This is a genomic window from Prochlorococcus sp. MIT2302 (assembly GCF_059772385.1).
Genome location: NZ_CM186285.1, coordinates 482,075 through 503,716 on the forward strand (window position 1 = coordinate 482,075; position 21,642 = coordinate 503,716).

The window sequence follows — 21,642 nt, forward strand, 5'->3', positions numbered from 1 at the left end:
ATCCCTGAAAAAAATGTACTGATAAAAATAGATAAAAGTTTTCATCGAAGAAGTAATTATTAATAAACGCTATCGTATCAACTTAAGTGAAACACCTTATCGCTAAGTACAAAAATCAAAAGTCCTATAGAAGTCATTGACAAAAAAACTCCACCAAAAATTAGAGTGTTGTCTTTTTCAGTTTTTTGCTCAAGAACTTTTTGAACTTTAAGAGGATTAGCTTTTCTTTTCTCTCTCTTACTCATGAGTTTCAAAGTTGAATGAATAATAGATTGACCTCATACACATTAAATCATTTATAGCTTTAGAGGGGTTTGATACCATTTCCTCTACACATTCATTGTGCAAGATAGATACTTTTAATTTTTAATGATTTTGACTTGGCCCATTTTAAGACCACTGATTTGAGATAATTCCTTTTTAAGTTTTTTAGAGGTTTTTCTACTAAGCAATCTAAAACTATGAGCAACCGTTCTTCCATTGGAGTTTTGACCAACAACTGAGAATAAGAAATTGTTTCCTTTGCCTACTTGAGAGCCCAAGCGTCCTCCTCCATATACGCCTCCAAGCAGAGCCGGAACACACAGAATCCCAGCACTTGCACCACATATTGCAAAACCCACAAATGCTCCTGTATATGTACCGCCAGCAGCACCAGCAACACCAAGAAGAAGATTATCTTCTTGTCGAACCGAATACCACTGAGAAATATTATGTTTAGGGATAAAATCATTTGGTCCTGAGAACCCCTCCTCTGTAAGAGTTATTTGACAATTAGAAACCTCAATACTTTCGTCGTCGTCATTAGGGGAGGATTGAGTAATATCACAAAGAGCATTATAAACTTCAGCTCTTGTAGCAACTGGAGAAAACAATCCTACTATTAGTAAAGGTGTAATTAACAATTTTGACATATAAGACGTGAGTCGAAGTCACGATGTTTTTTAGATTCTTTTTGATATTACCTAAAGTTATTCATTCGACAAAAAATAATCAGAGAAATATCAAAGTAGTATTTTTAAGTGTATCTCGCTATATAACTATAGGGTTTAGCACGAACAAGTCATAATTATTTATTCGTTCATTATTGCAAAGAAATTGAAGATGGAACCTATACAATGTTAAAGAAAAATCCCAACAAATTGGTTTAGATACAATCCTGTTTTTTACATTCTGGCTTTAAAGTACATACGTCGCACTTATTTGAGAGGTTAACTATCACACAGACTTCATAAACTTGCGTGTAAGTTGAAATCTATTTCAGTGGGAAAGAGTCTAATTAGCTGCAAAAGCTCTAAAACACCTCAATAATTTTTGCTAAGACAATATTACAAATATAATAATCTCATATAGATTTTGGCTGCCCAAAATAAAAAAAATGCAGATTACAACATTAGCTTTAGCCTTCTCAGAGTGGGGTATTGGAAGATTTCCATTGGATTTAATTATTTTCCTTTGTGTAGTACTAATCTTTGCATTACCAGCAGGTATCAATAGAAAAAAGATTTTTGTTGAAGGTGATGCTTTTACGACTATGTTGAAAAAACAATAAAAAGGGGGCTATAACCCCCTGCAAATCTTTTGTGAGTATTTTTTTCTGGTTAGTAGCCATTTAAGCAAGAAAGCATTGGGAAAGCGAATAAATTTCCTTGTGTATGATTTTTGTATCAGCAATGAAATACCTCATGATATTTCAATCAAATCAATTTCATCGGCTTTTAGATGAAGTCATTATTTTTAGATTGAACATTATTGCGCCGACGAAAATAAAATAAAAGCTTAGTTCCTCTGATGTAGTTTTTTCTGGCTGGGGCTAAGCGTGAGATACATAACTCTTTGTAAGATTTAAAAAGGAGCACTTGGTATCAACTAGTAATAAGGTTTACTTGTTTGTTTTTATTAACCATGACAAATACATTTACCGCCCTTCCAAGAAGAACATTTCTTCTTTTTGCATTTCTTCTTTTTCTTCTTATCTCCCATAAGAAATAGAGTCTATATTTTGATTTTAATAGAACGGAAATTTGCTTGTTAGATGATCAACTTTAAAAGTTTTCATCCAGAAAAACTTTTATTAACTTTATCAGTCATAAGCAAACCCTTTTTAAATTAAATTTAATTCAGTTTTTATTGGTTGTAATACCTAACCAAATCAACAATCAAAAAAATCACAAACCCGACAGCTAGAATGACTGGCAATATTTGATTCCTACGAAGCTTTTGAATGATATTAGGACTATCGTCCTTCTTTTCTTTTTTTATTGTCTTAGGAGGCAACCCCTGTTCTTTTCTCCTTTTAGCCTCTCCCATATTTATGTAAAATTTCATCCACTTCAATAATGGCGTTTCTAATGCAAAATTTCTCATATCTTTAAGATAAAATAAATTATCTACATACTTAACAAAAGCTATAACTAGGCTTATGACTGAAAAAGTTCATGATGTGACATTAAATACAATCTATTACGCATATTTGAGGGATCATTTTATCCCTCGAAATAATGGCTATGACCAAAAAACTAACATATAGGTACGCATTTACTTTATTGAAGATGAAGAATGCTGAAGGTAGAAATGAATATATAGATTTAGCAAAAGAGGCAAATCTTATATGGCATCAAATTGTAAGTCAAAAAGTTAAGAACAATCCCCGAATTAACTGTCGTGCATAATTCTTTATTACTTGGTTGTTGTTGATTAAGCGAAAGCAGGACTTTTCTCAACAAAATAATTCTTTATCAACTCAATCAAATAAACAATATTCTTTTTAATCAAAGGACCAAGACCTAGATCAATGACTATGTGCAAAACAAGGGAAATGCAAAAGAAGGCATAAAAAATTAAATGGCAAATAAAAGTATTTATAAAATCATCTTTTTCAGTAATATCTTCTTTTTTAATGAGTTTTGATGGCATGAAATCAGCAAATGAATTTACGCTTGCTGATTCAACTAATCCAGATGCAATCAGTTCATTCTTATTTACTGTTGGTGCAGCAGTGGAATTCATAATGGAAGCCTTAATTAAATCCACCCTACTTGCTTAGTGATAAGTTTGGCTTAGACTTCATCTTTTCGTTTTAAATCTTGTTCAAATAAGTTATTGTTTCCAAATCTTTCTGCAACATAATTGGTACTTTCTGGACATCAAACCTGTTCTTTATTTTTGATATCTTTTTTCTTAAAAAATCAATCATAACCTTAAAGCTATATAAGTATTTTTATTAAATCTAAAATTTACAATAATTCAATCCGTAAGAATCTCCAAAAGAAGGGGCTAGCGCCAATATTGAAATTAGCTTTCAAGTTTTATAGTCTACTTTTTAAAAAGAGAGCTCTTTACACCAGCTTGTTCCCACTTTTTTATTGTTGGTCTTAAGAAAGACATGGGGAGGGCGGTCAAAACTGCAAATGAGACAACAAGTATTAGATCAGTAGTGAAATGATTAATCCCAAAATCAGCCCCAGCAAGCCATAGCCATGGGAATGCAGTAGAAAATAAACCAGTCAGCATAAATTCTCTTTCAATTAAAAAGAGCATATAAGAGTATCGTGATCAATGATTCTTTCCTTAGTAAAAATTATTATATTTTTTAAAACTTATTGTCTTGTTAAAACTTTGTCATAGAGTATCTAGAGTTAAAAAAATATAATTATTGTATTTTTATTTAAAAGTAATTAGTAAGAACAACTATTAATAATAGTTTTCTTGATTAACTTATCATTTAATGGGGATTTCCATTCCTTTACTTGCTTAATGTCTCCTGTTACAGGAAGTTGGCTATATAATCTTTTTTCACAATCAATAGCCATTAAATAAGAATCAGTATTAACAATTTGTTGATCTTCAGGGTCAACTTCAGATTGTTTTGTTATAACTGAAAGAAAGCCTCTATTATCATAATTAATTGAACTAAGCTCTATAAATATTACTTCATTATTTGTCCTAGACACTTCTACCCATTTAATCTCCTGACCTGAAAGGATAAAAGGAAAAAAGAGGACTATTGAAACAACCGCAAAGCTAAACGATAATAGCTGTTTTATATAATTGTTATGCTTTATCATTATTTATAGTTTACATATATGTATTTCATATTAGAGTCGACAGACAAGAAAAAACATCTACATCTTATAGTAAATATACATAAATTATCTTTTCTTAAACAATGACGTTATTACTTTAACGCGGTCACCATTATTTTGATTATGAAAGTGTTTTGTTTGAAAATTATGCCAGCTGTATAAAACAAATAAAACTATTGGTTATTTATCTTGATATTAATAGTCATTTGTAAAGATGGTCATATGCTAAATTTTGCTCCATTTCTCTACCCAAAGAAAAAAGAATTTCATTAACTCGTTTCAACTTTTTTTCCAATTCACTTCTCTTAAATTGAAGATCAATAAATTTTCTCTGCATCTCAGCTTGATGCCTTTTTCTTAAATCATCATTTTGATTACCTGGAGTTGATGAAATTTGATTTTTCATAGTTATGACCATTGATATTTAGATAGGGATACTAGATAAAGAACATTAGTTTAAACTGTTTTAGTTTTACTTCAATAAAAGATCTACTAGAAGTAGCCGCTAATTGTAAATCCGTCTTAATGCTGGAGTATTATGACCACAGCTTACTTACCTCAGCATTTATTACTTCTATAAACACATGAGTATATTGTCCATAATTACATACAAACGACACTTAAGATGCTTCTGACTACGGCAGATGAACCATTATTTCCCAATTTACTAAACTGAAATCCTCAGAAAGGCGTTATGAAAATCTTCATATTGTTAATTTATGAGGAGTTATCAAAAGAAAATTAAAAACCCATTTTAAATCGTATAATATTTAAATTTGAGAGTCAAAAAAATATAGCTCTAAATATATTATATGTTTAGAGTAATAGCGGTCACATAATAGACGTAATAGCTTTAAACTAGATTAAATAGGTAGTTATGCGAGTGTTATTAATAGAAAATGTTCTTTTGTTGGTGAGTTTATTGATTGAAATCAAGGCCAAGTCGTAAGATGATAAACCAACTTCATATTCAAAAGAGAATTGTTTATCAATGACATTTTGATTGGTAATTATGACTTTTGAACTATTCATTCTAATCTTTCATAGATTTAATCTCAGTAAAAGCTAGCTATATGAATTATCAACTGAAGAGAAGACACTTTAATAAGTGTTCATTATAAGTAATTACGATTTCTAAATAATCTGGTTGAGTATTGGCAATTTATCACTGAACAAAAAAGAAAGTATCTAGATCGATTACTCAGCAATCGATTGAGACTTTGGTCTCTTTTTCTTTGGTTTTTGAAGCTTATAGCCAAATTCAATAAGTTGATGATATGTCAATTTAGCTTGTAAAGCACTTAAGGATAGACGTTTTTCATTATCTTTTTGAAGATAAAAATTTCCTTTATTATTATTATTAGTCTCAATAGTGATAAATTCCTTTCCTTTCTTAAGGATCCAAGGTTCTTTTAGATAATTATCGTCTCCAACATTTAAATCCCATGGAACTTGAACTGGCTTTTTCTTTGATGGCATTGTTTAAAATTTACATACCATAAGTTTTATTTTACATATAATTCTTACGATAATCAATTTAATGCAACTAATGATCAAAACTGTTGTGATGATTAAGCGTAACGAGAAAAAATAGAGAGTTTGAATTTTAATCAGGTTTTACTGGGGGCTTGGTTAAACTGCTCTTTTGCTTAGTAGCAATTAATTGAGATGCAATTGGGTTGACTCTGTTTTCATACTTCCTAGATCTATAGATTTTAAATTTGCAAATATCATCTCCACTAAGGAAACAATCATCAATAAAATCATCTAATACTCGTGATGTCATAGTACAAAATAAATAATAAGTTAATTAATGCGTCATTAGCGACAACAAACAAGTGCGTCTTAACACCTAATTTTTTCTTGAGGCTAAGTAAGATCTCTCACATGAATTTATAAACTGAATCAAACAATATCTTTTGTGGGTAAATGAAGAGAGTCAAAATACATATGTCATTTTGTCATTAGTGACTTAAAAGAAAATTAAGAACATAAGAAGTCTTATTACATTTATACAACTAAACGTTGAGATTAAATTCAATGATAAAAAAAGTTCCTAAAACCGAACAAACCCTAATCGCATTAATAAAGAAGGCAAGTCAGAATAAAAAAATGTTGGATTTTTTCCAACTAGACAGGTTAAGGATTTTTAAATAACATCCTTTCATTTTCTCGCAAACAATTCAATTAAAAGTTTATCAATGAGTAGTCTTCAAAACTTAACTCAAAATTTCTCAACCTCACCCTACAATAATAAAGTTTCTCTTAACGATATCGATCGAGAGATAAAAATGGGAGAACTAAGACTTAGGTATGTAAAGCTTATGAGAGATTTGCATACCTATCTCAGTGATGAAGATGCCACTGATTTAATAAAAGAATCTATGAATATTTGGGAAAAACTCAGTATGCAAAAGAACATTTAGAATGCCAAAATCAAAATAATCACTCATTATTTTAAATTACTTCTATTCTATTTAATAAATTGGATTAAAAAAACTGAATTGTGTGGTTATGAAACTCTTAGATGATCTCAGGCTTTTATTTTACAGGTATTTTAAGGAGCAAGAGCGAAAGCAAAGAGAAATGAAAAGAGTTTTCCAATGGAGAAGATATCTAGAATGGAATGATTTAAGCCATGAAGAGAAACTTTCAGCTAAAAGATTCTTATTGATTCCTGTATTTGCCTATCTAATTATTGGAATTCTTAACCAGAATTTGTTTTTGATAGTTCTACTCCTTATTGGCTATGTGCTTTATAAGAAATTTGAAGGAGGAAGAATTGAAAAAAAATAATTTATTTAGCTCATTTAAAGATCCTTTTTCCATTTTTAAACTTTCAAGTAGTAGAAGAGAAAAATAGGAATATTTTTAATCAATGTTGACTATATGATCATATTTATCTAAATATATATAAAGGCCATTACAGGTTAATTATGGAATAACTGCTACAGATGATCTTATTTAAAACTCAATTCTATGAATAAACTAATTTCCTGTTAATAGACTCAGTATTATTAATTGCAGCAATACCACTTTTGTTTTTGCTTTAAAGAGATAAAAAAAATATCAGCCCTCGAAAAAATTCAAACAAAGAAGAATCATTGAGACAGACTTCAATTAAACTCCCAGACAAAGAAAATCTTGTAAAACTGAAAAAAATGCAAAAGCTCAAGGAAGTGGAATTGGATTGAATTCGCTAATTGGAAACTGGAAGTTTGTATCAATATGGAAAAAAGAGAAGGAGGAAAAAGATTCTCTGTTCAGTTCACTGATTAGACAATTCTCTCCAAATATAGAGTTCAAAAAGGAAACCTCAAGCGAGGATTTATATAAATTTTCTATTATCACATCTATTGAATTTGGAATCTTGACAATTACGTTTTCAGGATCTGGTTTTTTAAATGGAGAACAACCTAAATTACTATATTTTTCTAACGTAATTGAACTCAATTTGGGTTTAAATGTTTTGTTGAGAAAATCTCTTGGAGAACCTATAGCGGAAGAGAAGTCAGTTTTCGCTCTAATTGCATTAGAAGAAAATGGTGAATGGCTTTCAGCAAGGAGCCAAGGAGGTAAGCTCGTACTCTGGTTGAAAGGTTGAAATCAAAAAAAAAGAACCTCATATTTACGTTGATATTAATCAAATAATTTACATTAAGAACTAGCTAGCTATCGAAGGGAAAACTCAATATGAGTGAAGTTAAAAAAGCTAGTAATTTTAAAAGAGAAGATTATTTGTGGTATTTGCATGAACTTCTTCAGGACACATTTTAATTGAATAGAAACTATGATGGAACTTTATATGCCTGAAGGACCAGAGATTAGACGCGCTGCAGATAGGATTAGAAAAGTTTTAGTTGGCAAAGAAATTATTGAAAGCAATTTTTACTACGAACGTATAAAAAAATACGAGGAAATAGTCAAAAACACAAACATCAAAGACATAACAAATATAGGGAAGGCAATGCTAATCCGATTTAAGAATGATTGGTCAATGTATAGTCATAATCAACTATATGGAAGGTGGACAGTCAATTTAAATACGACAAAAATCACCTCAAGAAGAGCACTGAGAGTAGTTTTCAAAACAAATAAACATACTGTCAGATTGTGGTCAGCAACAGATATTGATTTAATACCAACATCTCAAGAAGATGAACATCCTTTCTTAAAGAAAATCGGGCCCGATGTCCTAAATGAATCTTGTAGTTCTGAGATAATTGAAAAAAGGTTAATGTCGAAAAGATTCCAGAAAAAGAAAGCCTCAACTTTGATGCTTGATCAGGAAGTTTTCGCTGGTATAGGGAACTATCTTCGCTCAGAAATCTTATTCGATGCAAAGATACATCCAGACGATAGACCAATTGACCTTGATAAAACGAGAATTTACCAATGGGCCAAATCAATCAAAAACATCTCACGTTTAGCTTATAGAACAGGAGGATTTACAGTCTCAAAATCATTGGCAGATATAAACAAAGCTAATGGAGAGCCAAGAAGATCTTACAGACATGCTGTATTCATGAGACACAAATATGAATGTTTAAATTGCAAGAGGGTTATAGAGAGAAAATGGTATGGAAAAAGGAAACTTGATTATTGCCCAAGTTGTCAAATTAAAAGGGGTACAATTAAATCTTCACAATAAAAATTATTAAATTTGAATCTGGATAACAATAGTAAATATAAGACAACATGATTTGATAAACGCATAAAAAAGAGATGTATTTAATTATCGATTGACTTAAAAAAGTTAGAATTTTTTAGATCGTCTCTTTTAAATAATGCAAAGGTTGTACCATAACATACCTTCATACTTGCAATTTATTAGTTAACACTGTTTATCTAGCCAACCTTTTTGAGTGTTATTTATTTCTAAAAAGAAGCCTGTATCATTACCTAGTAACTTTGGGCTGTTATCCCTACCTTATTTATTTCCAGTAGAAACAATCTTTTGAACTTCAAGTTGATTACTTGTTCAAAAAGATTAAGAAGATTAACTTTATATTTGTAGTTATTTCTTTTTTCGAACTCTTTAGCTTTATCCCTTTCTAATGTACTTATACCTGCTGTCTGAAATACATTGCTTTGGATTGTTTAATTAATTTTTCATTGAATCTTCAATGATAGAAATCTCTCTGGTGTTTCTTCTATTCAGTCCACGAAGTTCTAATTGAAAGCGTATGACCTCCAATGCAAGCTTGTTAAATCTAAAGGTAGCTTGTACATATCCATGTGAGTAATCAGATTCAAAATACCCAAAACCTTTCAAGTCTTTTACGAGTAGATAGCTATCAAAGATTTTGCTATACCATCTAATAAGCATACTGTTATCCATAATGTCCGCTATAGCTATACGGGATATGGTCTTAGTCCTTACAGCAAAGTAATCATTAAGATCTTGGTAAATCGGTAAAAAGAATTTCATTAACCCTTTCTAGCTGATCTTTCTCAACTCATCCTCTTGCTCTAAGCAAAGTTACTTTAAAAAAGCAAAGGCTACAAGAAGAAACATATGAGTAAAAATAAATGGGAAAATTCACACCATCAGTTAGATCTCCGTCCATGCTGATCTTTATCTCATAACAAATATAATGGGTAATCTCTTTTTTGAGGCTATAAAAATCATAGGAAGCCAATTAGCTTCTACTAATCACTAGGACTATTGATCGATGGTTTCATTTGCTAGGGCAAGAACAAGATCATTGCTATCAAGGCTGTGGCCAATAAAAGCAAAACATCTAAACAATCAAAAAATTGAGTTGCACAAGTCAGAAAATTTGATTGAGGGTATTAAGGAACAAAACAAGTGTTTCTTAGAAGCAAGCAAGGATGGTGGAATGTGGTTTTCTTAGTGCATTGACTTAAAGGCAGAATGGGAGATTTCCCTGAATGATCATGTTGTGAGTATTAAGACCTGAGTTCAAATGCTACAAAATACTTGAAAAAGTTATGAGGAAATATAATTAATTTGAAGATAAATGTATTTATTTAGTTGATTATTTAAATTAAGACAAGAATTGAAACTAAAATTTTGAGTCATTAAAAGGCAATTGAATTATAAAAAATATTGTTTATTTACTTCGCTTGTTCTTCAATGTATTTCTTAAGAGTATAACCATGACAATCGAAAGGATATTCTGCCCTAGTCATCTCGCTTGCCTGAGTCTTATCAGCATCATTACCTCTAAATTTTCGACAATCACATATGAAATCCATCTTGATCCCATCTTTATAATCTTTCACTCTCGCATCGAGCCATTTCCTTGCTTGCACTGGCATCTCATTACAAGCAATCCATGAAGCCCAGAACAATGCATCAAACATTTGTATTGCTTCTGCTCTTTTATTTGGCCCTGCCAAGTCCTCACAAAAATTTCTTACTGGACAGTCTTTTCTACTTATATAGAACTTTTTAGCTTGATTCTCATATCCTCTGACATATGTTTTTTTATTATTTACTGCATCTAAAGCAGCATTTAATTGATCTCCGCCAAATGTATTAGTTATTCTCACTTTATCAATTGAGATCGGACCAGTTTGTCCCGTTTCACTTTTAGTAGAGACATTACCTCTCCTGACATCAAATTGTCCAAGCACTTCAATTAGTTCTGTCATATGGATGCAACTCTTCTTCCATTAGATTCAAAGATTTTAATCTAATTTATACAAAAAGTATCTACGGCTGAAAGAAAAAAGTCATTTAAAGGTATTGCATCCAATTACTAACAAGACCATCTAATCCATGGTTGTTAAATTCCTTAACTTAAATTGAAATAATGAAAAAACCAAGCAGAAAAAAGAATTCACGTGGTGGCTTTAGTTAAGCGAAATTTAAAGTAAAACTTGTATATCGGCTGATTTATTGAACAGTTTATTTCTTAAAATTCATCAAAATGCTGAATAATCGGATTAAAAGGATTCATTTACATTTTTCTAAACCATTACTGAAGAGACAACTTGGAATGAACTAGCCAAGAAAAGTAATGCTGGAGGGTTACACAGTGTGGGATTTTGGGGCAGTTTTTCTATAAGTTCTCAGAGTCACTGTTCTTTAGGGATTTGCTTTCTAAAAAAGTCTTGTGATTAGGTTTATTACGGTTTAGTAGAATATCTGGTTTGACTGAGGTTCGTACAAGCTGGGGTTAAGGGAAAATTTTTTCTATAGATTTGGTAAAGCTCGAAGATTTAAAACGAAAAAAATTCAGAAATATTGCACATTCCAACTCTTACATAAGCATTTTTTATTTAAGTTTCAAATATTTACTTTTGGATTGAGATCAGATAAGACCTAAACTACCAAAAGTAAAACCAACTCCGCAGAAGAAAGCAAATTCAACTAGATCTCTGCATCCGGATGGGATTGAATTTAATGCAACGTTGATTCGTTGAGCCATTTGACCTTGTACTCGCAGGTGAATGTGGAAAGATACAACAAAATTAGGGACAAATACTCAGACACGTGACAGTTTCGAGGTGGGGTTTTCAATAATTAGTTAAACTTATGAATCAGAGTCTCTTTAACTTCAATGTAATCGCGAAAAAAATAGCAAAGAAAGCCTTCCAAAAATAATTAGCCATAAAGCAACTCCTTTTAGTCTCTTTCCAGTTATTTTTCATTGATATAAATAAAAAATCGAACGGGAAACAACTGTGTAACCCAAATTATTCATCATAAATTTTTACTTCTTATGCCTTGCAAGTAGCAGTTACGACTCTAAGAATTGATCTCATACAAGTATTAATTCTCTAAAAGCTTTGACGTGCTTAATTCAATGGATTTCCTTAGCTAAATATTCAATATAATTTTTCAAAGTAAAACCATGAGAATCATTATTACCTTTTACGAAATCAATATCATCAATTAGATCTAAATTATGTCCAGCCATTAACTCCTTTACTCTGGCATTAAACCAATCCTTGAGAGGTTTTTCTATTGCATCTTTTTGATGTAGTGACCACAGATAAGTATCAAAAGCTTTTACAGCATCCTCTCTGCTCCACTTTGGTAAGCCAAGAAAATGATTTTTAACAGGACAATCTTTCCTATTGATGTAATGTTTTTTCGCATTCTTAGACAATCCTCTTACATAACGTTCTTTAGAATGTGTATTTTTAACTAACAACTGACCTGCCGTATTTTCATCTTTAACTTGAACCTCTCTCCTAAGATCATTTTGGCCTAAGACTTGTATTGGATCCATAACTAGTTGGCTTTTTTAGGATCACTGAATTTCGACCTTAAATTATTGATTACATTTTTCCAATAATTAATCACAGAATCAGGAATAGGTTTATTTAGGGGCATTTATTAAGGAGAGGTTCAAACATTATTTTTAGCCGCGATTCACGTTTAGACAAAATTTGTTTCACTTGCTGACCATGAACAAAATTGATTTTGCCTGAAAAAACGTTTGCGACATGAAAAGGTGGGGAGAATCTTGTTCACTTCCTTCTCAACCAAATGAGGAGAAATTTAGCAATCTCATTTTCGCCAATAAAAACATAATCACAAGTATTAACTTATAGAATTTAAGATTCATTCAACTTTTTCTTTTTTCCCGTTTCTGATCAATGGGTTTTTAGGGAAAAAGAACATGACTAATCGACCAAAGAAAAAACTTCCTAATAAAATGAAACCACCTCCACCAACATAGATAAGAAGGTTAGATTGTGTGGAGGATGCGATGATTTGAATCATTTTCTTCCCTTGTATTTAAGACAAAAGATAGGGCCCCTAATACAAGAACAATATCAATAAGAAAGTGATAGTTGATATCCATTCTTATTTAAGAAAAGGAAGAAATTTGCTAAAGGTTGCAGCTAATTATCCAATGACGATAGCCAACGCACCAAGAAAACAGCCAAAATCGCACCATCTACTGAAGATCTTTCCAGTTATATTTCATAAACCAATCATATAAATTTTACGATTGGATTTTTATAGACTTAGAGAACAGTTGCACCGACTGAAGAGAATCTTGCCTTAACGTCAAACTCAACCTCGAATCTGCAAACTATGGTGATTTCTTAAAGCAAGAACCTATGGTGATCACCCATACCATCAAGTGGGTAGTCGTTAGCAGACTGCTCAACAACTTTAGTTGAAATATTAAATTTACTAATTAAGTTAGAGATCCTTTTGTTAATCAAACGAGAAATGAAAGCCATAAAACTTTTCAAGTTGTGCTAGTTATACCTACAGCCCAGACACTTTCAAGTAATTAATACGGAAAAGAACGTTTATTGAATAACAAGAATAAGAAGAAGACGAGAGGATTTACAACTATTATTAGGTAATGGTCTTTTCTGAAGACGAGCATTCATGTATGGACTAGCATCTAGACTCTTGCTTAGGTTACTTTTCTCCCTCTGAAAGTGTTACGGGCATGTTCAACTTATTGAACGATGGAGATGATTTTGCATCTGATTGGAATCCATTTTTTCTTAGTCAGCCTGGAACTCTGATTACTGGTAGTTTTTTATGGCCAAATAGTGAGTGGTATTGCGAGACAATTGAACCCCAAAAATGTGTGATTACTAGAGAGTGTTCTAAGACTTAATTAATTGATAACCTTTAACGAGATTAAATAGCCCCCAACCAAAAGCACCAAGTACAAGGCCATAAAAAACAAATGGAACAATTGGATTCTTATACAAAAAAGACCTAACTTTTTTTTGAATATTTTCTTTATCAAGCATAGGCAACTTTAACTCAACTTTTTTCTCTCTTGGAGGGAGTCCCAATTCTTTTCTTCTTTTAGCTTCTCCCATAAAAAAAAGATTACATAATACTCTAAACATAAATCGGACTTGGTCTTAGGCTTAAAAAGATTTAGACGGTTTAATAAAAAATTAATTCATTGCGCATGACTGAAAAAGTAGACCCAAAAGAATATGAGGTAGCATGAACCGAACCAATTTCTCCCGTATCCAAAGATGAATCATATGGATGCTTAGAGCCACAAATTCATTTAATTAGAAAATTTGATACATGCTAAATACATTATGTGAATACTTTTGAAGTAAAACAAATAATTAATTCTAGAAAGGAATAAATAAATTTATGAACAAATGGGACAGGATCTTAATCATCAAGAGATAGCGAGAAATTTAGCAAAGGCTATGGCATATAAAGCAAATGAGAAGGAGCTTAGAAGGTTGTACGAAGAAACAATGTTTCAACAGTTCATCTCAATGGAAAAAAATGAATTATCTGAGCTTTTATGGCATGGATAATCAGTCGAACACCTTGAGGTTTTAAAATTTAGATACAAGAATTTTCACTTACACATCATGCAATATCTTTTTAGTCTTACTCTTTCTGAAATGGGAATAAACCCTATTTTACTCACCATAATAATTTCATTTAGTATTTTATTTATCGTTGCCTTTGGCTTAAGCTCAAGGAATATGGACAGTGACGGAATCATGAATTGGATGATGAAAAAGCCTGAAGACTGGATAGGGAATAAAAAGTCATAAATCATCATTCAAATTGAAAGGCAATCAGTAACCTCTGTTTCGGTTTAAATATTTTTCAACATCTTTAAATAAGTAGATGATGAAATATAAATTAATTGCAAATCGCAAGCAAATACTAACAATTTGAGAATTTCCTAAAATAATCTAGAAACTTCTCCTCCAACTCAACTAATAAGTTAACAAATTAATGTTTTGACATTCCATGATGTAAAATCAATGACCTTATCTTTAATTCCTCCTCTAGATGAAAATATTTTCCATTCAAATTCTTCAATAATAAGGAAGAAAATGATAAAGGCCAAAATAAAATTAACTATGATAAATCTTACTGCTTTTAATAAAGTCTTTAGATCAAAAATATTTCTATAGCTATAGCTGTATGAAGTCGCAATGGTCATCTATAAAAAAATGCTACTTATGAGTTAAGAATAAGAACTTCTTATTACAAGTCAAGAGAAAACACTTCAACTTAAAACACTGCGATCCTTTATTGACAAGTTTGATAAGTGGTTAAAAAAACGACTACTAATGTAATGGAAGTCACTTGCTTTCTTTACGTTCTACAAGAGTGGCTTCAGTAGCAGAAATCCAAGCTCTGAGAAAAGCATCGCTTCTCTCTTTCGCTCCAAAACAATCAGAAAAACCAGACGATGTTACGTAGTCAGTAAGTTTGGTCATCATATTTAAGTTTGCATGAGCGACGATTTCTTCGTAAACCGACAACGAATGTAGTGCAATGGGCATTCGTAATTCACAAAGCGCACTAAACCTAGTGGTCTGAGAGAGAAATGCTATTCAGCGTTACATAAAAAATCAGGGATTACTAACAGGTATCAGAAGGCATAAAAGTCCACAGAAATAAAATACTTTGCAAAATCAGAATCATCAAAACATGTTTTATTAGCTGAATAATCGTTTTTTAAGTTAAAAATATCGAGGCTTACATAAGAATTTGGAAGAGAGTTGTAAAGGATAAGTCAAATTAGTTAATAATCGAAGTGATGGACTAAAAGAGGAGATACAAGTAATTGATCTAGGAAAAGATAGAAAAAAAAAATCTTAATTCAATTAGTTCTCTAATTTGATGTGATCTGATCATACGAAGTTAATTATCACCATTATTAAAACCTCAAAAATTTGCTGATAGACCATAATCACAAAACATTGATTCAAATGATAGTCAGGATTTTTAATTCGTTTCTAACCTACTAATTAATCGTAATTACGACCAATACGACAACCAATTTGAATTAAGCCTCTATCTAATAGTCTACCAAGTTTCAAAGCTGTAGCTTCCTCAACTCGTGAAAAGTGAGGTTGATTTGATGTCACCCAACTCATCTCATCTGAAGTAATAACTCCAGTTGAAATGGATTTAAGAAAAAGCAATCCAAGATTCATAAAAATTGATCCAAAGAATAAAAGTCAAGCCTCAATTTGAATACCGATGCTTGAAAAGTTGTATACCAAAGACTGAGACCCATCACCCAGTCAAAAAAACGTTAGGAAGGACTCAAGAAATATCAAATCTTTATAACACCATATACAGATTTATTTAACAAAACTTTATCAAGAGGTCCTAAATATGGTGGTTTACTTCTTTTGAAAAAAAGGGTAAAAACAAAATTCCCCATCACCAAGACCCATAGTGCAGAATCCCTTGAGTCTTTTTTTTAGACATGTAATGGCAAGATTTAATCGATAATTTTTCAGATCTTTTTTGTATAACTCTCTATCCCTAAATGAAAATTGATAAAAGAGTCTCATTTTTGGCTTAAATTATGCTGCACTGATCATTCGATTCCTCTCCGTTATTATTGCTAGTAACATGGGACTTCCCACTTTATGCATAAGTTATCTCGGAATAACAGTTCTGTTTTGACGTGCATAAGAATTAACATCACGCCTTTCACAATTATCAAATACCCGACTTCTATATAAAAAAAGGGTATTTTGCTTAATTTTGCAATCAGCAATCAAACCAATAGATTAATTTATAAAAGCTCGCTCATTACTTTTGACCTAATCTATTGACTCTAAATTTAGTCTTATTAGCTATTGAAAATGATTAAAGATAGAGGAATTTCAACTATTTATAATGTCTAACTGACAACAATTAAAAGGTTGCCTATATGTAAATAAATACTTTTTTAAAATGGCAAAAACATTTCGTGTTGATGGAGGATTTGACAACCCTGATGTGAGCAGGAGATTCTTTTGGATTCAGTTTGGGGTCTTTACTGGTTTAAATGTTCTTTTTTTAGTTGTTTTCCTTCTCTATAAATTAAATCCTACTTTTCACAGCTTAATAGCGGGCAGACCTATGTAGATTTTTTTCTTAAACGGGTGTTGGTGATTCAAGGAATTAAAGAACAAATATAAAATTCGTAAGGTAGCAGAAAGATTGGTGAGGTAGACATTAATTAAAAGTAGGATAGAAAGGTTTTTCTTGAAAAATTCAAAGAATTTAAACCTTAGAAAGCTTTATAGGATAATCCAGCGTTAAATTTAAATTGAGTCAACATTGCTAATACAGATTCAAGCAAAACTAAATCAACCGTGAGTAGTTCAAAGGTGTGAATATGCAAAATAAAAATTATCGTGCTAAAGGTTCGAACTGGCGTATCAAATATCACCTTGCCTTTAAGAACGTAATAAAGGCAACTAGAAGAGTTGCTTTGTACCTTTAAATGGTTCAGCACTTTGCAAGTTCTAATTAAAGCGATGGCAACAAGGAATACTAATAAGAAGACATATTCGTCTAGTCCATTTTGGATCACCTCGATTTTGTGCTCAGGAAAAGCAATTCGAGTTCACGTGATTGCTCCCAGCCGTAACTGATAAGAATAAGTTACAATTAAAAATCAATACCATAAGATTAAATTAGTATTAATTAGTCTTAAATATTTGACTATTTATTGCCCGAGGAATGAGGTCTTCCGAATAATACAAAACCACAATCCTATAAAGAACATTTGATTAAATACTAAGAGTAAAGACATTTATATGATTTGCTGGTAAAAAACATTAATGCTCCACTAACGTGCATTTAAAACAAGGATTGGCTATTTACGTGAAAGAAGGTTTAGAAACACCTACCCCACTGGGTAAAGAGGTTCATACTGGGTTACTTGAAAAACAACTAGAGGCGTATGGGTGGTATGAGAGCATCAAAAAATTTGCCATGGGAGATCAGGAATTAAATTAATATAGCTATTGACTCTGATATGCCTACTGATCACAGAATCGATCTAACAGTGGTGGAAGTAATAGCGAACACAAAAGATTTTAGCTAATAAGTAACAACTTTACTACACACTTTCTGGTCTATTACTATTTTGAACGAAAGACATATCTAGTGCTTTTGCCGAACACTTCATGCTAAAAAAGACAATTTGATGTATGAGAAAAATTATTCCACGGATAGCTCACCCCCTGAATCCACGGTAAAAACGGAAAGGACCTAGTTTTAATCATTTTTTATGACAACTAATAGTTGTGAATCAAGCGCTTTAAAAGTTTTAGTTTTAGGGAATCTACCTGCATTGCTAATAGCCTCTAATCATCTTGGTTTATCTATAATCGTATAAATAAATATGAACTCACTATTCAAAATATTTCAAACTAAGTGGCTTAGATCAGTACCAGTTGTAGCAACAATATATATGCCTATCACTGGTAAAAATATCATTTGTTTAATTACTTTATTCCAGATCTATTATTTTACCCAATGTCATAAATGTAAACATTTTAATACAACTTTTCTTGATATCTACGAAAACTATTTTCGTAGTCATTAATTATTCAGGTGTTATGGCTGAGATCGAAGTTTCTAAGCTAATACAAAAGAAAAGTTGCAATTAATTACACAAACTCCTAATGTTATTTAAAAAGAAGTTAAATGATTTGGTATGAATAAATTATTCAGCTATGCAGTAAAATTTTTACTTATTTCTATTGCTCTTTCATCCAAAGTTAATGCTGATGAAGCAGAATTTAGATTAAATAAATCACAAATAACAATTGCAAATAGATATGCAGATAGGTTTTGTAGTGCCAAAGCCGACCACTTTTTTGATGGATTAGATAATGAGAAAACTCTTAAATATTCATACTTTAAATATATAGGTCTAGAAAGTGAAGAAATTTTTACAAATGATATGTACCAACCCTTAATTAATCAAATAAGAGAAAATTGCCTAATTACTAAAGATGAAGAAAAAGAATTAAATGAGTTTTTTCAACAAGCAGTTGAATAAATCTCTGATTTTTTAGCTAATATCTATATTAAGAAAAATCTAAACTCAATAAAGAAAAAATTAGATAGCGAAAAAAGAAATATAGAAAATAATTTCAAATGAGGTCATTTTTCGGTAGAAATTCCAATACTTAAGTTATCTATAGAACGTATCTGATCAAGAACCTCAACGACCTTGCCATATGAAACATCTTTATCTGCCGAAATAACTAAAATATTCTTAGATGTGCCTGAAATAAGTTCATTAATTGAATCAATGATGTTAGCAGAAGTTATAAGTTTATTACCTATAAAAACATTATTTTCACTATCAATAGTTAGGATAAATGGTTCCTTTTCAACTTTTTCTGATGAACTTGCCTTAGGTAAATTGACAGGTATATTATCAATTCTAATTAAATCAAGACTAGAAATAATAAAGAAAGTTAGAATTGCAAATATAACATCAATCATTGGAACAATATTTATTCCCTGATTATCTATATCAGGTTCATTTTCCTCAATAAAGTTCATATTCATAAACTAAATTGAATTATATTTGTTAGTTCTAGCAATTTCAAACTTTACTAGAAATTCTTTTATAAGAGGTAGTTCCCTTTGAAATTCAATTTTAAAATAATTCGCAAATATGAGGGAAATTATTGCGACAATCAAACCAGCTGCGGTAGAAATAAGTGCTTCACTGATGCCCCCAGTAACTTCAATATTATTTGCGCCAGTCTTACCAATGGTAATCAATGAGAAAGATTCTATTAGACCTAACACAGTACCCAATAGACCAAGTAGAGGGGAAATGGTAATTACTGTTGAAAAAATATTATTGTGTCTTTTTAGTGAAGGAATCTCTGATTGTAGTGCACTAGACAATGCAAAATGAAAATTTTCATCAGAACACTTATCGAACTTAAGTGCTTTTACTAAAATAGAAAACAAAGGATATTCTTCGTCATTAGATAATAGATCTGAAAAAGATGTAGGTGAATTTAAATAATATTTAATTATATTTTCTTTCGTATTATTATTATGCCATCTTATATTGCGCCAAAAAATTATTCTCTCTACGGCACAATAAAGACTCAATAATGAACAAATTAATAATGGCCACATAACAAATCCACCAGTTTCGAAGAGAAAGAACATATTAATTAATTTATAAACTTTTAAAGTATACATGAATTATAGAATTATAGTATGTATACAAAATTGATGAGAATATATTAGAAGAGTGATTAGACTTTTTATTCTAAAATATAAATCTTATTTAGCAATTATATCTTCAATATTTTTGCATTCTCTGTTATTATTTTCAATCAAGTCACATGAGTCATTAGGAACAACAAAAAAACCTATTGAATTTACAGAAATTAAATTAATTGCTGGGCCTGGTGAATCTATCAATAAAAATAATTTGGTCAAAGCCCGAAAACAAAAAGATCAAAGAAAGATAGAAAAAGCTAATAAATTAGACAAATTAAATAAACTAAATAATTCGAACAAAGAAATTCCTCTTAGTCCAATTATAAAGAATAAAAATGTCCAAAGCGAAGAGAATAATAATGAAAGGTTTAACCAAAAAATTACAAGATCATCTAAGTTGCATAAATCATCAATAAGTGGAAATAGATCAAATAGTAAAAGCAACGAAATTCAAAAAGGAACGCTTAAAGGAAAAGGGAGGAAAACAATTATATGCAAGAAATGTGTAGAACCAATATATTCTCAGAAATCAATTAGAAAAGGTTTAGAGGGAATTACGACTGTAAAAGTGACAATAGATACGAATGGAATAGTAATAAATGCGAGAATTATAAATACTAGTGGTCATAAAGCTATTGATAATGCATCAATTTCAGCAGCAATGAAATCCACATTTCAACCAATCTCTGAGAAAAGTATTATTAGTATAAAATATGAGCATAAAATAAAATAATAATTATAAATTCAACAATTTATCACAGGTATTGTTAATACTTTCAATACTGCCTGGGTTAATTAATCCATAATAATTAAATGTATATATATTATCGTTGTTTACTGCTTTCAAACTAGAAGTATATGATTTAGTTAGAAATAATTTTTTCATATCATTACCTGTATCTACAAGTATGATGTTATCAGGATTTCTATCAACCAAAACTTCTGGAGATAAAGTCACATATCCATCAAAAGCACTTTTGGATTGTATATCTCTAACCAGATTATTAATACCAAATTCATCTAAAAGAGCTCCTGCCCAACTATTTTTATTTGGGGACAGCAATGGAGAACTACTCACTAATACTATTGTTGAATCTGATGAAACATCATTAGAAGATTTAATACAGTAGGGAGCTAGAGAACCTAAAGAAAGTTTATCAACAACTAAATAGTTACTTATCTTTTCAATTAAAAGATTCAAATCATCTAAATTATTTATCTCAGTAGATATAGTTTGTATACCTAAACTATTTATTTGAGATAAAGCCCTATCATGAAAGCCCCTAGCACCTAAAACCAAGTCTGGTTGTAAGGAAATTATTTTTTCTAGATTAGGTGGATTTCTACCCTGTGTAACTATTATTTTGTTTGAAAATTCTTCTTTATTCTTAAATAAGCTACTACCCGGAATTGCGACTAAACTTTCTGGTGATAATTGATTGACTAAATCCGCAGTTAGAGAAGTAAGTGCTACAACTCTTGAATATTTTTCAAGACGATTTTCTTTTTTTAAGGGAATAGAATTTATTTTTACTTGATTGGAACATCCACTGCCAAATAAAAGGAGAAATAAAAAAAAAGGAAAAACTTTAAATATTTTAAAAAATCTCATAG

General features: G+C 30.8%; 30 protein-coding genes. 13 read left to right on the forward strand and 17 right to left on the reverse strand.

Annotated elements, in window-relative coordinates; translation table 11 throughout:
- Nucleotides 1-359 precede the first annotated feature (359 nt).
- A complete protein-coding gene (locus AC6EI2_RS02925; protein WP_498462915.1) occupies nt 360-914 on the reverse strand; it encodes a hypothetical protein in 555 nt (184 codons plus the stop codon).
- A 464-nt stretch (nt 915-1,378) separates the two neighbouring features.
- Here AC6EI2_RS02925 and AC6EI2_RS02930 point away from each other — a divergent pair, with 464 nt between their 5' ends.
- Complete coding sequence (locus AC6EI2_RS02930) at nt 1,379-1,552, forward strand: hypothetical protein (protein ID WP_498462916.1); 174 nt, start codon at nt 1,379-1,381, stop codon at nt 1,550-1,552.
- Between the two features lie 575 nt (nt 1,553-2,127).
- Here AC6EI2_RS02930 and AC6EI2_RS02935 read toward each other — a convergent pair.
- A complete protein-coding gene (locus AC6EI2_RS02935; protein WP_498462917.1) occupies nt 2,128-2,367 on the reverse strand; it encodes a hypothetical protein in 240 nt (79 codons plus the stop codon).
- 140 nt (nt 2,368-2,507) lie between these two features.
- On the opposite strand from AC6EI2_RS02935, the gene AC6EI2_RS02940 reads away from it, so the two are divergent.
- Nucleotides 2,508-2,672: a hypothetical protein gene (locus tag AC6EI2_RS02940; protein ID WP_498462918.1), complete on the forward strand. Its 165-nt coding sequence runs from the start codon at nt 2,508-2,510 to the stop codon at nt 2,670-2,672.
- 25 nt (nt 2,673-2,697) lie between these two features.
- Here AC6EI2_RS02940 and AC6EI2_RS02945 read toward each other — a convergent pair whose 3' ends face one another.
- From AC6EI2_RS02945 to AC6EI2_RS02965, 5 genes are all read right to left on the reverse strand, one after another.
- Entirely contained in the window at nt 2,698-3,009 is a 312-nt protein-coding gene (locus AC6EI2_RS02945) for a hypothetical protein (protein WP_498462919.1), read from the reverse strand.
- Between the two features lie 306 nt (nt 3,010-3,315).
- Nucleotides 3,316-3,540, reverse strand: a complete 225-nt coding sequence (locus tag AC6EI2_RS02950; protein ID WP_498462920.1) for a hypothetical protein — start codon at nt 3,538-3,540, stop codon at nt 3,316-3,318.
- A gap of 137 nt (nt 3,541-3,677) precedes the next feature.
- A complete protein-coding gene (locus AC6EI2_RS02955; RefSeq protein WP_498462921.1) occupies nt 3,678-3,953 on the reverse strand; it encodes a hypothetical protein in 276 nt (91 codons plus the stop codon).
- A gap of 334 nt (nt 3,954-4,287) precedes the next feature.
- Nucleotides 4,288-4,491, reverse strand: coding sequence for a hypothetical protein (locus AC6EI2_RS02960; protein WP_498462922.1), 204 nt, complete (start codon nt 4,489-4,491; stop codon nt 4,288-4,290).
- A gap of 791 nt (nt 4,492-5,282) precedes the next feature.
- Nucleotides 5,283-5,564 (reverse strand): cytochrome oxidase, encoded by a 282-nt coding sequence (locus AC6EI2_RS02965; RefSeq protein ID WP_498462923.1) that lies wholly within the window; start codon nt 5,562-5,564, stop codon nt 5,283-5,285.
- A gap of 722 nt (nt 5,565-6,286) precedes the next feature.
- Here AC6EI2_RS02965 and AC6EI2_RS02970 point away from each other — a divergent pair.
- The 4 genes from AC6EI2_RS02970 to nei all read left to right on the forward strand — a co-directional run bounded on the left by AC6EI2_RS02970 (nt 6,287) and on the right by nei (nt 8,736).
- A complete protein-coding gene (locus tag AC6EI2_RS02970; protein ID WP_498462924.1) occupies nt 6,287-6,511 on the forward strand; it encodes a hypothetical protein in 225 nt (74 codons plus the stop codon).
- A gap of 160 nt (nt 6,512-6,671) precedes the next feature.
- On the forward strand, nt 6,672-6,881 hold the full coding sequence (locus AC6EI2_RS02975) for a hypothetical protein (RefSeq protein ID WP_498462925.1): 210 nt from the start codon (nt 6,672-6,674) through the stop codon (nt 6,879-6,881).
- Nucleotides 6,882-7,275: 394 nt separating this feature from the next.
- Nucleotides 7,276-7,689 carry a hypothetical protein gene (locus AC6EI2_RS02980; RefSeq protein WP_498462926.1) on the forward strand — a complete coding sequence of 138 codons (414 nt, stop codon included), beginning with the start codon at nt 7,276-7,278 and terminating at the stop codon, nt 7,687-7,689.
- A gap of 186 nt (nt 7,690-7,875) precedes the next feature.
- On the forward strand, nt 7,876-8,736 hold the full coding sequence (gene nei / locus AC6EI2_RS02985) for an endonuclease VIII (RefSeq protein WP_498462927.1): 861 nt from the start codon (nt 7,876-7,878) through the stop codon (nt 8,734-8,736).
- Between the two features lie 453 nt (nt 8,737-9,189).
- On the opposite strand, the gene AC6EI2_RS02990 is transcribed toward nei, so the two are convergent.
- Nucleotides 9,190-9,426, reverse strand: coding sequence for a hypothetical protein (locus tag AC6EI2_RS02990; RefSeq protein ID WP_498462928.1), 237 nt, complete (start codon nt 9,424-9,426; stop codon nt 9,190-9,192).
- A gap of 334 nt (nt 9,427-9,760) precedes the next feature.
- Here AC6EI2_RS02990 and AC6EI2_RS02995 point away from each other — a divergent pair, with 334 nt between their 5' ends.
- The gene (locus AC6EI2_RS02995) at nt 9,761-9,943 is read left to right on the forward strand and encodes a hypothetical protein (protein ID WP_498462929.1); all 183 of its coding nucleotides are present in this window, start codon (nt 9,761-9,763) and stop codon (nt 9,941-9,943) included.
- Nucleotides 9,944-10,166: 223 nt separating this feature from the next.
- On the opposite strand, the gene AC6EI2_RS03000 is transcribed toward AC6EI2_RS02995, so the two are convergent.
- The 3 genes from AC6EI2_RS03000 to AC6EI2_RS03010 form a co-directional block, all read right to left on the reverse strand.
- Entirely contained in the window at nt 10,167-10,706 is a 540-nt protein-coding gene (locus AC6EI2_RS03000; protein WP_498462930.1) for a hypothetical protein, read from the reverse strand.
- Between the two features lie 1,154 nt (nt 10,707-11,860).
- Nucleotides 11,861-12,292 (reverse strand): hypothetical protein, encoded by a 432-nt coding sequence (locus AC6EI2_RS03005; protein WP_498462931.1) that lies wholly within the window; start codon nt 12,290-12,292, stop codon nt 11,861-11,863.
- A 335-nt stretch (nt 12,293-12,627) separates the two neighbouring features.
- The gene (locus AC6EI2_RS03010) at nt 12,628-12,789 is read right to left on the reverse strand and encodes a hypothetical protein (RefSeq protein ID WP_498462932.1); all 162 of its coding nucleotides are present in this window, start codon (nt 12,787-12,789) and stop codon (nt 12,628-12,630) included.
- A 688-nt stretch (nt 12,790-13,477) separates the two neighbouring features.
- On the opposite strand from AC6EI2_RS03010, the gene AC6EI2_RS03015 reads away from it, so the two are divergent.
- A complete protein-coding gene (locus AC6EI2_RS03015; protein ID WP_498462933.1) occupies nt 13,478-13,651 on the forward strand; it encodes a hypothetical protein in 174 nt (57 codons plus the stop codon).
- Here AC6EI2_RS03015 and AC6EI2_RS03020 read toward each other — a convergent pair.
- The gene (locus AC6EI2_RS03020; RefSeq protein WP_498462934.1) at nt 13,641-13,862 is read right to left on the reverse strand and encodes a DUF2839 domain-containing protein; all 222 of its coding nucleotides are present in this window, start codon (nt 13,860-13,862) and stop codon (nt 13,641-13,643) included. The genes AC6EI2_RS03015 and AC6EI2_RS03020 overlap by 11 nt on opposite strands.
- Nucleotides 13,863-14,162: 300 nt before the next feature.
- Here AC6EI2_RS03020 and AC6EI2_RS03025 point away from each other — a divergent pair, with 300 nt between their 5' ends.
- Nucleotides 14,163-14,327 (forward strand): hypothetical protein, encoded by a 165-nt coding sequence (locus AC6EI2_RS03025; RefSeq protein ID WP_498462935.1) that lies wholly within the window; start codon nt 14,163-14,165, stop codon nt 14,325-14,327.
- Between the two features lie 786 nt (nt 14,328-15,113).
- Here AC6EI2_RS03025 and AC6EI2_RS03030 read toward each other — a convergent pair.
- A complete protein-coding gene (locus AC6EI2_RS03030; RefSeq protein WP_498462936.1) occupies nt 15,114-15,317 on the reverse strand; it encodes a hypothetical protein in 204 nt (67 codons plus the stop codon).
- Nucleotides 15,318-15,785: 468 nt separating this feature from the next.
- Nucleotides 15,786-15,974: a PM-15 family protein gene (locus AC6EI2_RS03035; RefSeq protein ID WP_498462937.1), complete on the reverse strand. Its 189-nt coding sequence runs from the start codon at nt 15,972-15,974 to the stop codon at nt 15,786-15,788.
- A gap of 754 nt (nt 15,975-16,728) precedes the next feature.
- On the opposite strand from AC6EI2_RS03035, the gene AC6EI2_RS03040 reads away from it, so the two are divergent.
- From AC6EI2_RS03040 to AC6EI2_RS03050, 3 genes are all read left to right on the forward strand, one after another.
- On the forward strand, nt 16,729-16,902 hold the full coding sequence (locus tag AC6EI2_RS03040; RefSeq protein WP_498462938.1) for a hypothetical protein: 174 nt from the start codon (nt 16,729-16,731) through the stop codon (nt 16,900-16,902).
- Between the two features lie 714 nt (nt 16,903-17,616).
- A complete protein-coding gene (locus tag AC6EI2_RS03045; RefSeq protein ID WP_498462939.1) occupies nt 17,617-17,781 on the forward strand; it encodes a hypothetical protein in 165 nt (54 codons plus the stop codon).
- A 703-nt stretch (nt 17,782-18,484) separates the two neighbouring features.
- Entirely contained in the window at nt 18,485-18,832 is a 348-nt protein-coding gene (locus tag AC6EI2_RS03050) for a hypothetical protein (RefSeq protein ID WP_498462940.1), read from the forward strand.
- Between the two features lie 104 nt (nt 18,833-18,936).
- Here AC6EI2_RS03050 and AC6EI2_RS03055 read toward each other — a convergent pair whose 3' ends face one another.
- Nucleotides 18,937-19,344: an ExbD/TolR family protein gene (locus tag AC6EI2_RS03055; RefSeq protein ID WP_498462941.1), complete on the reverse strand. Its 408-nt coding sequence runs from the start codon at nt 19,342-19,344 to the stop codon at nt 18,937-18,939.
- Between the two features lie 9 nt (nt 19,345-19,353).
- Entirely contained in the window at nt 19,354-20,004 is a 651-nt protein-coding gene (locus AC6EI2_RS03060; protein WP_498462942.1) for a MotA/TolQ/ExbB proton channel family protein, read from the reverse strand.
- 112 nt (nt 20,005-20,116) lie between these two features.
- Here AC6EI2_RS03060 and AC6EI2_RS03065 point away from each other — a divergent pair, with 112 nt between their 5' ends.
- Complete coding sequence (locus tag AC6EI2_RS03065; protein WP_498462943.1) at nt 20,117-20,761, forward strand: energy transducer TonB; 645 nt, start codon at nt 20,117-20,119, stop codon at nt 20,759-20,761.
- A 3-nt stretch (nt 20,762-20,764) separates the two neighbouring features.
- On the opposite strand, the gene AC6EI2_RS03070 is transcribed toward AC6EI2_RS03065, so the two are convergent.
- Nucleotides 20,765-21,640 (reverse strand): ABC transporter substrate-binding protein, encoded by an 876-nt coding sequence (locus AC6EI2_RS03070; protein ID WP_498462944.1) that lies wholly within the window; start codon nt 21,638-21,640, stop codon nt 20,765-20,767.
- Between the last annotated feature and the right edge of the window lie 2 nt (nt 21,641-21,642).

Excerpts from the sequence above, each read along its gene's own strand:
- AC6EI2_RS02935 (WP_498462917.1), bottom strand. The coding sequence starts at position 2,367 with ATGAGAAATTTTGCATTAGAAACGCCATTATTGAAGTGGATGAAATTT.
- AC6EI2_RS03070 (WP_498462944.1), bottom strand. The coding sequence starts at position 21,640 with ATGAGATTTTTTAAAATATTTAAAGTTTTTCCTTTTTTTTTATTTCTC.
- AC6EI2_RS02970 (WP_498462924.1), top strand. The coding sequence starts at position 6,287 with ATGAGTAGTCTTCAAAACTTAACTCAAAATTTCTCAACCTCACCCTAC.
- AC6EI2_RS02945 (WP_498462919.1), bottom strand. The coding sequence starts at position 3,009 with ATGAATTCCACTGCTGCACCAACAGTAAATAAGAATGAACTGATTGCA.
- AC6EI2_RS03050 (WP_498462940.1), top strand. The coding sequence starts at position 18,485 with ATGAATAAATTATTCAGCTATGCAGTAAAATTTTTACTTATTTCTATT.
- AC6EI2_RS03015 (WP_498462933.1), top strand. The coding sequence starts at position 13,478 with ATGTTCAACTTATTGAACGATGGAGATGATTTTGCATCTGATTGGAAT.
- AC6EI2_RS02990 (WP_498462928.1), bottom strand. The coding sequence starts at position 9,426 with ATGGATAACAGTATGCTTATTAGATGGTATAGCAAAATCTTTGATAGC.
- AC6EI2_RS03005 (WP_498462931.1), bottom strand. The coding sequence starts at position 12,292 with ATGGATCCAATACAAGTCTTAGGCCAAAATGATCTTAGGAGAGAGGTT.
- AC6EI2_RS02960 (WP_498462922.1), bottom strand. The coding sequence starts at position 4,491 with ATGAAAAATCAAATTTCATCAACTCCAGGTAATCAAAATGATGATTTA.
- AC6EI2_RS02950 (WP_498462920.1), bottom strand. The coding sequence starts at position 3,540 with ATGCTCTTTTTAATTGAAAGAGAATTTATGCTGACTGGTTTATTTTCT.
- AC6EI2_RS02965 (WP_498462923.1), bottom strand. The coding sequence starts at position 5,564 with ATGCCATCAAAGAAAAAGCCAGTTCAAGTTCCATGGGATTTAAATGTT.
- AC6EI2_RS03035 (WP_498462937.1), bottom strand. The coding sequence starts at position 15,974 with ATGAATCTTGGATTGCTTTTTCTTAAATCCATTTCAACTGGAGTTATT.
- AC6EI2_RS03060 (WP_498462942.1), bottom strand. The coding sequence starts at position 20,004 with ATGTATACTTTAAAAGTTTATAAATTAATTAATATGTTCTTTCTCTTC.
- AC6EI2_RS03030 (WP_498462936.1), bottom strand. The coding sequence starts at position 15,317 with ATGCCCATTGCACTACATTCGTTGTCGGTTTACGAAGAAATCGTCGCT.
- AC6EI2_RS03010 (WP_498462932.1), bottom strand. The coding sequence starts at position 12,789 with ATGATTCAAATCATCGCATCCTCCACACAATCTAACCTTCTTATCTAT.
- AC6EI2_RS03040 (WP_498462938.1), top strand. The coding sequence starts at position 16,729 with ATGGCAAAAACATTTCGTGTTGATGGAGGATTTGACAACCCTGATGTG.
- AC6EI2_RS02930 (WP_498462916.1), top strand. The coding sequence starts at position 1,379 with ATGCAGATTACAACATTAGCTTTAGCCTTCTCAGAGTGGGGTATTGGA.
- AC6EI2_RS02925 (WP_498462915.1), bottom strand. The coding sequence starts at position 914 with ATGTCAAAATTGTTAATTACACCTTTACTAATAGTAGGATTGTTTTCT.
- AC6EI2_RS03055 (WP_498462941.1), bottom strand. The coding sequence starts at position 19,344 with ATGAACTTTATTGAGGAAAATGAACCTGATATAGATAATCAGGGAATA.
- AC6EI2_RS03025 (WP_498462935.1), top strand. The coding sequence starts at position 14,163 with ATGGGACAGGATCTTAATCATCAAGAGATAGCGAGAAATTTAGCAAAG.
- AC6EI2_RS02940 (WP_498462918.1), top strand. The coding sequence starts at position 2,508 with ATGACCAAAAAACTAACATATAGGTACGCATTTACTTTATTGAAGATG.
- nei (WP_498462927.1), top strand. The coding sequence starts at position 7,876 with ATGATGGAACTTTATATGCCTGAAGGACCAGAGATTAGACGCGCTGCA.
- AC6EI2_RS02995 (WP_498462929.1), top strand. The coding sequence starts at position 9,761 with ATGGTTTCATTTGCTAGGGCAAGAACAAGATCATTGCTATCAAGGCTG.
- AC6EI2_RS03000 (WP_498462930.1), bottom strand. The coding sequence starts at position 10,706 with ATGACAGAACTAATTGAAGTGCTTGGACAATTTGATGTCAGGAGAGGT.
- AC6EI2_RS03020 (WP_498462934.1), bottom strand. The coding sequence starts at position 13,862 with ATGGGAGAAGCTAAAAGAAGAAAAGAATTGGGACTCCCTCCAAGAGAG.
- AC6EI2_RS02975 (WP_498462925.1), top strand. The coding sequence starts at position 6,672 with ATGAAAAGAGTTTTCCAATGGAGAAGATATCTAGAATGGAATGATTTA.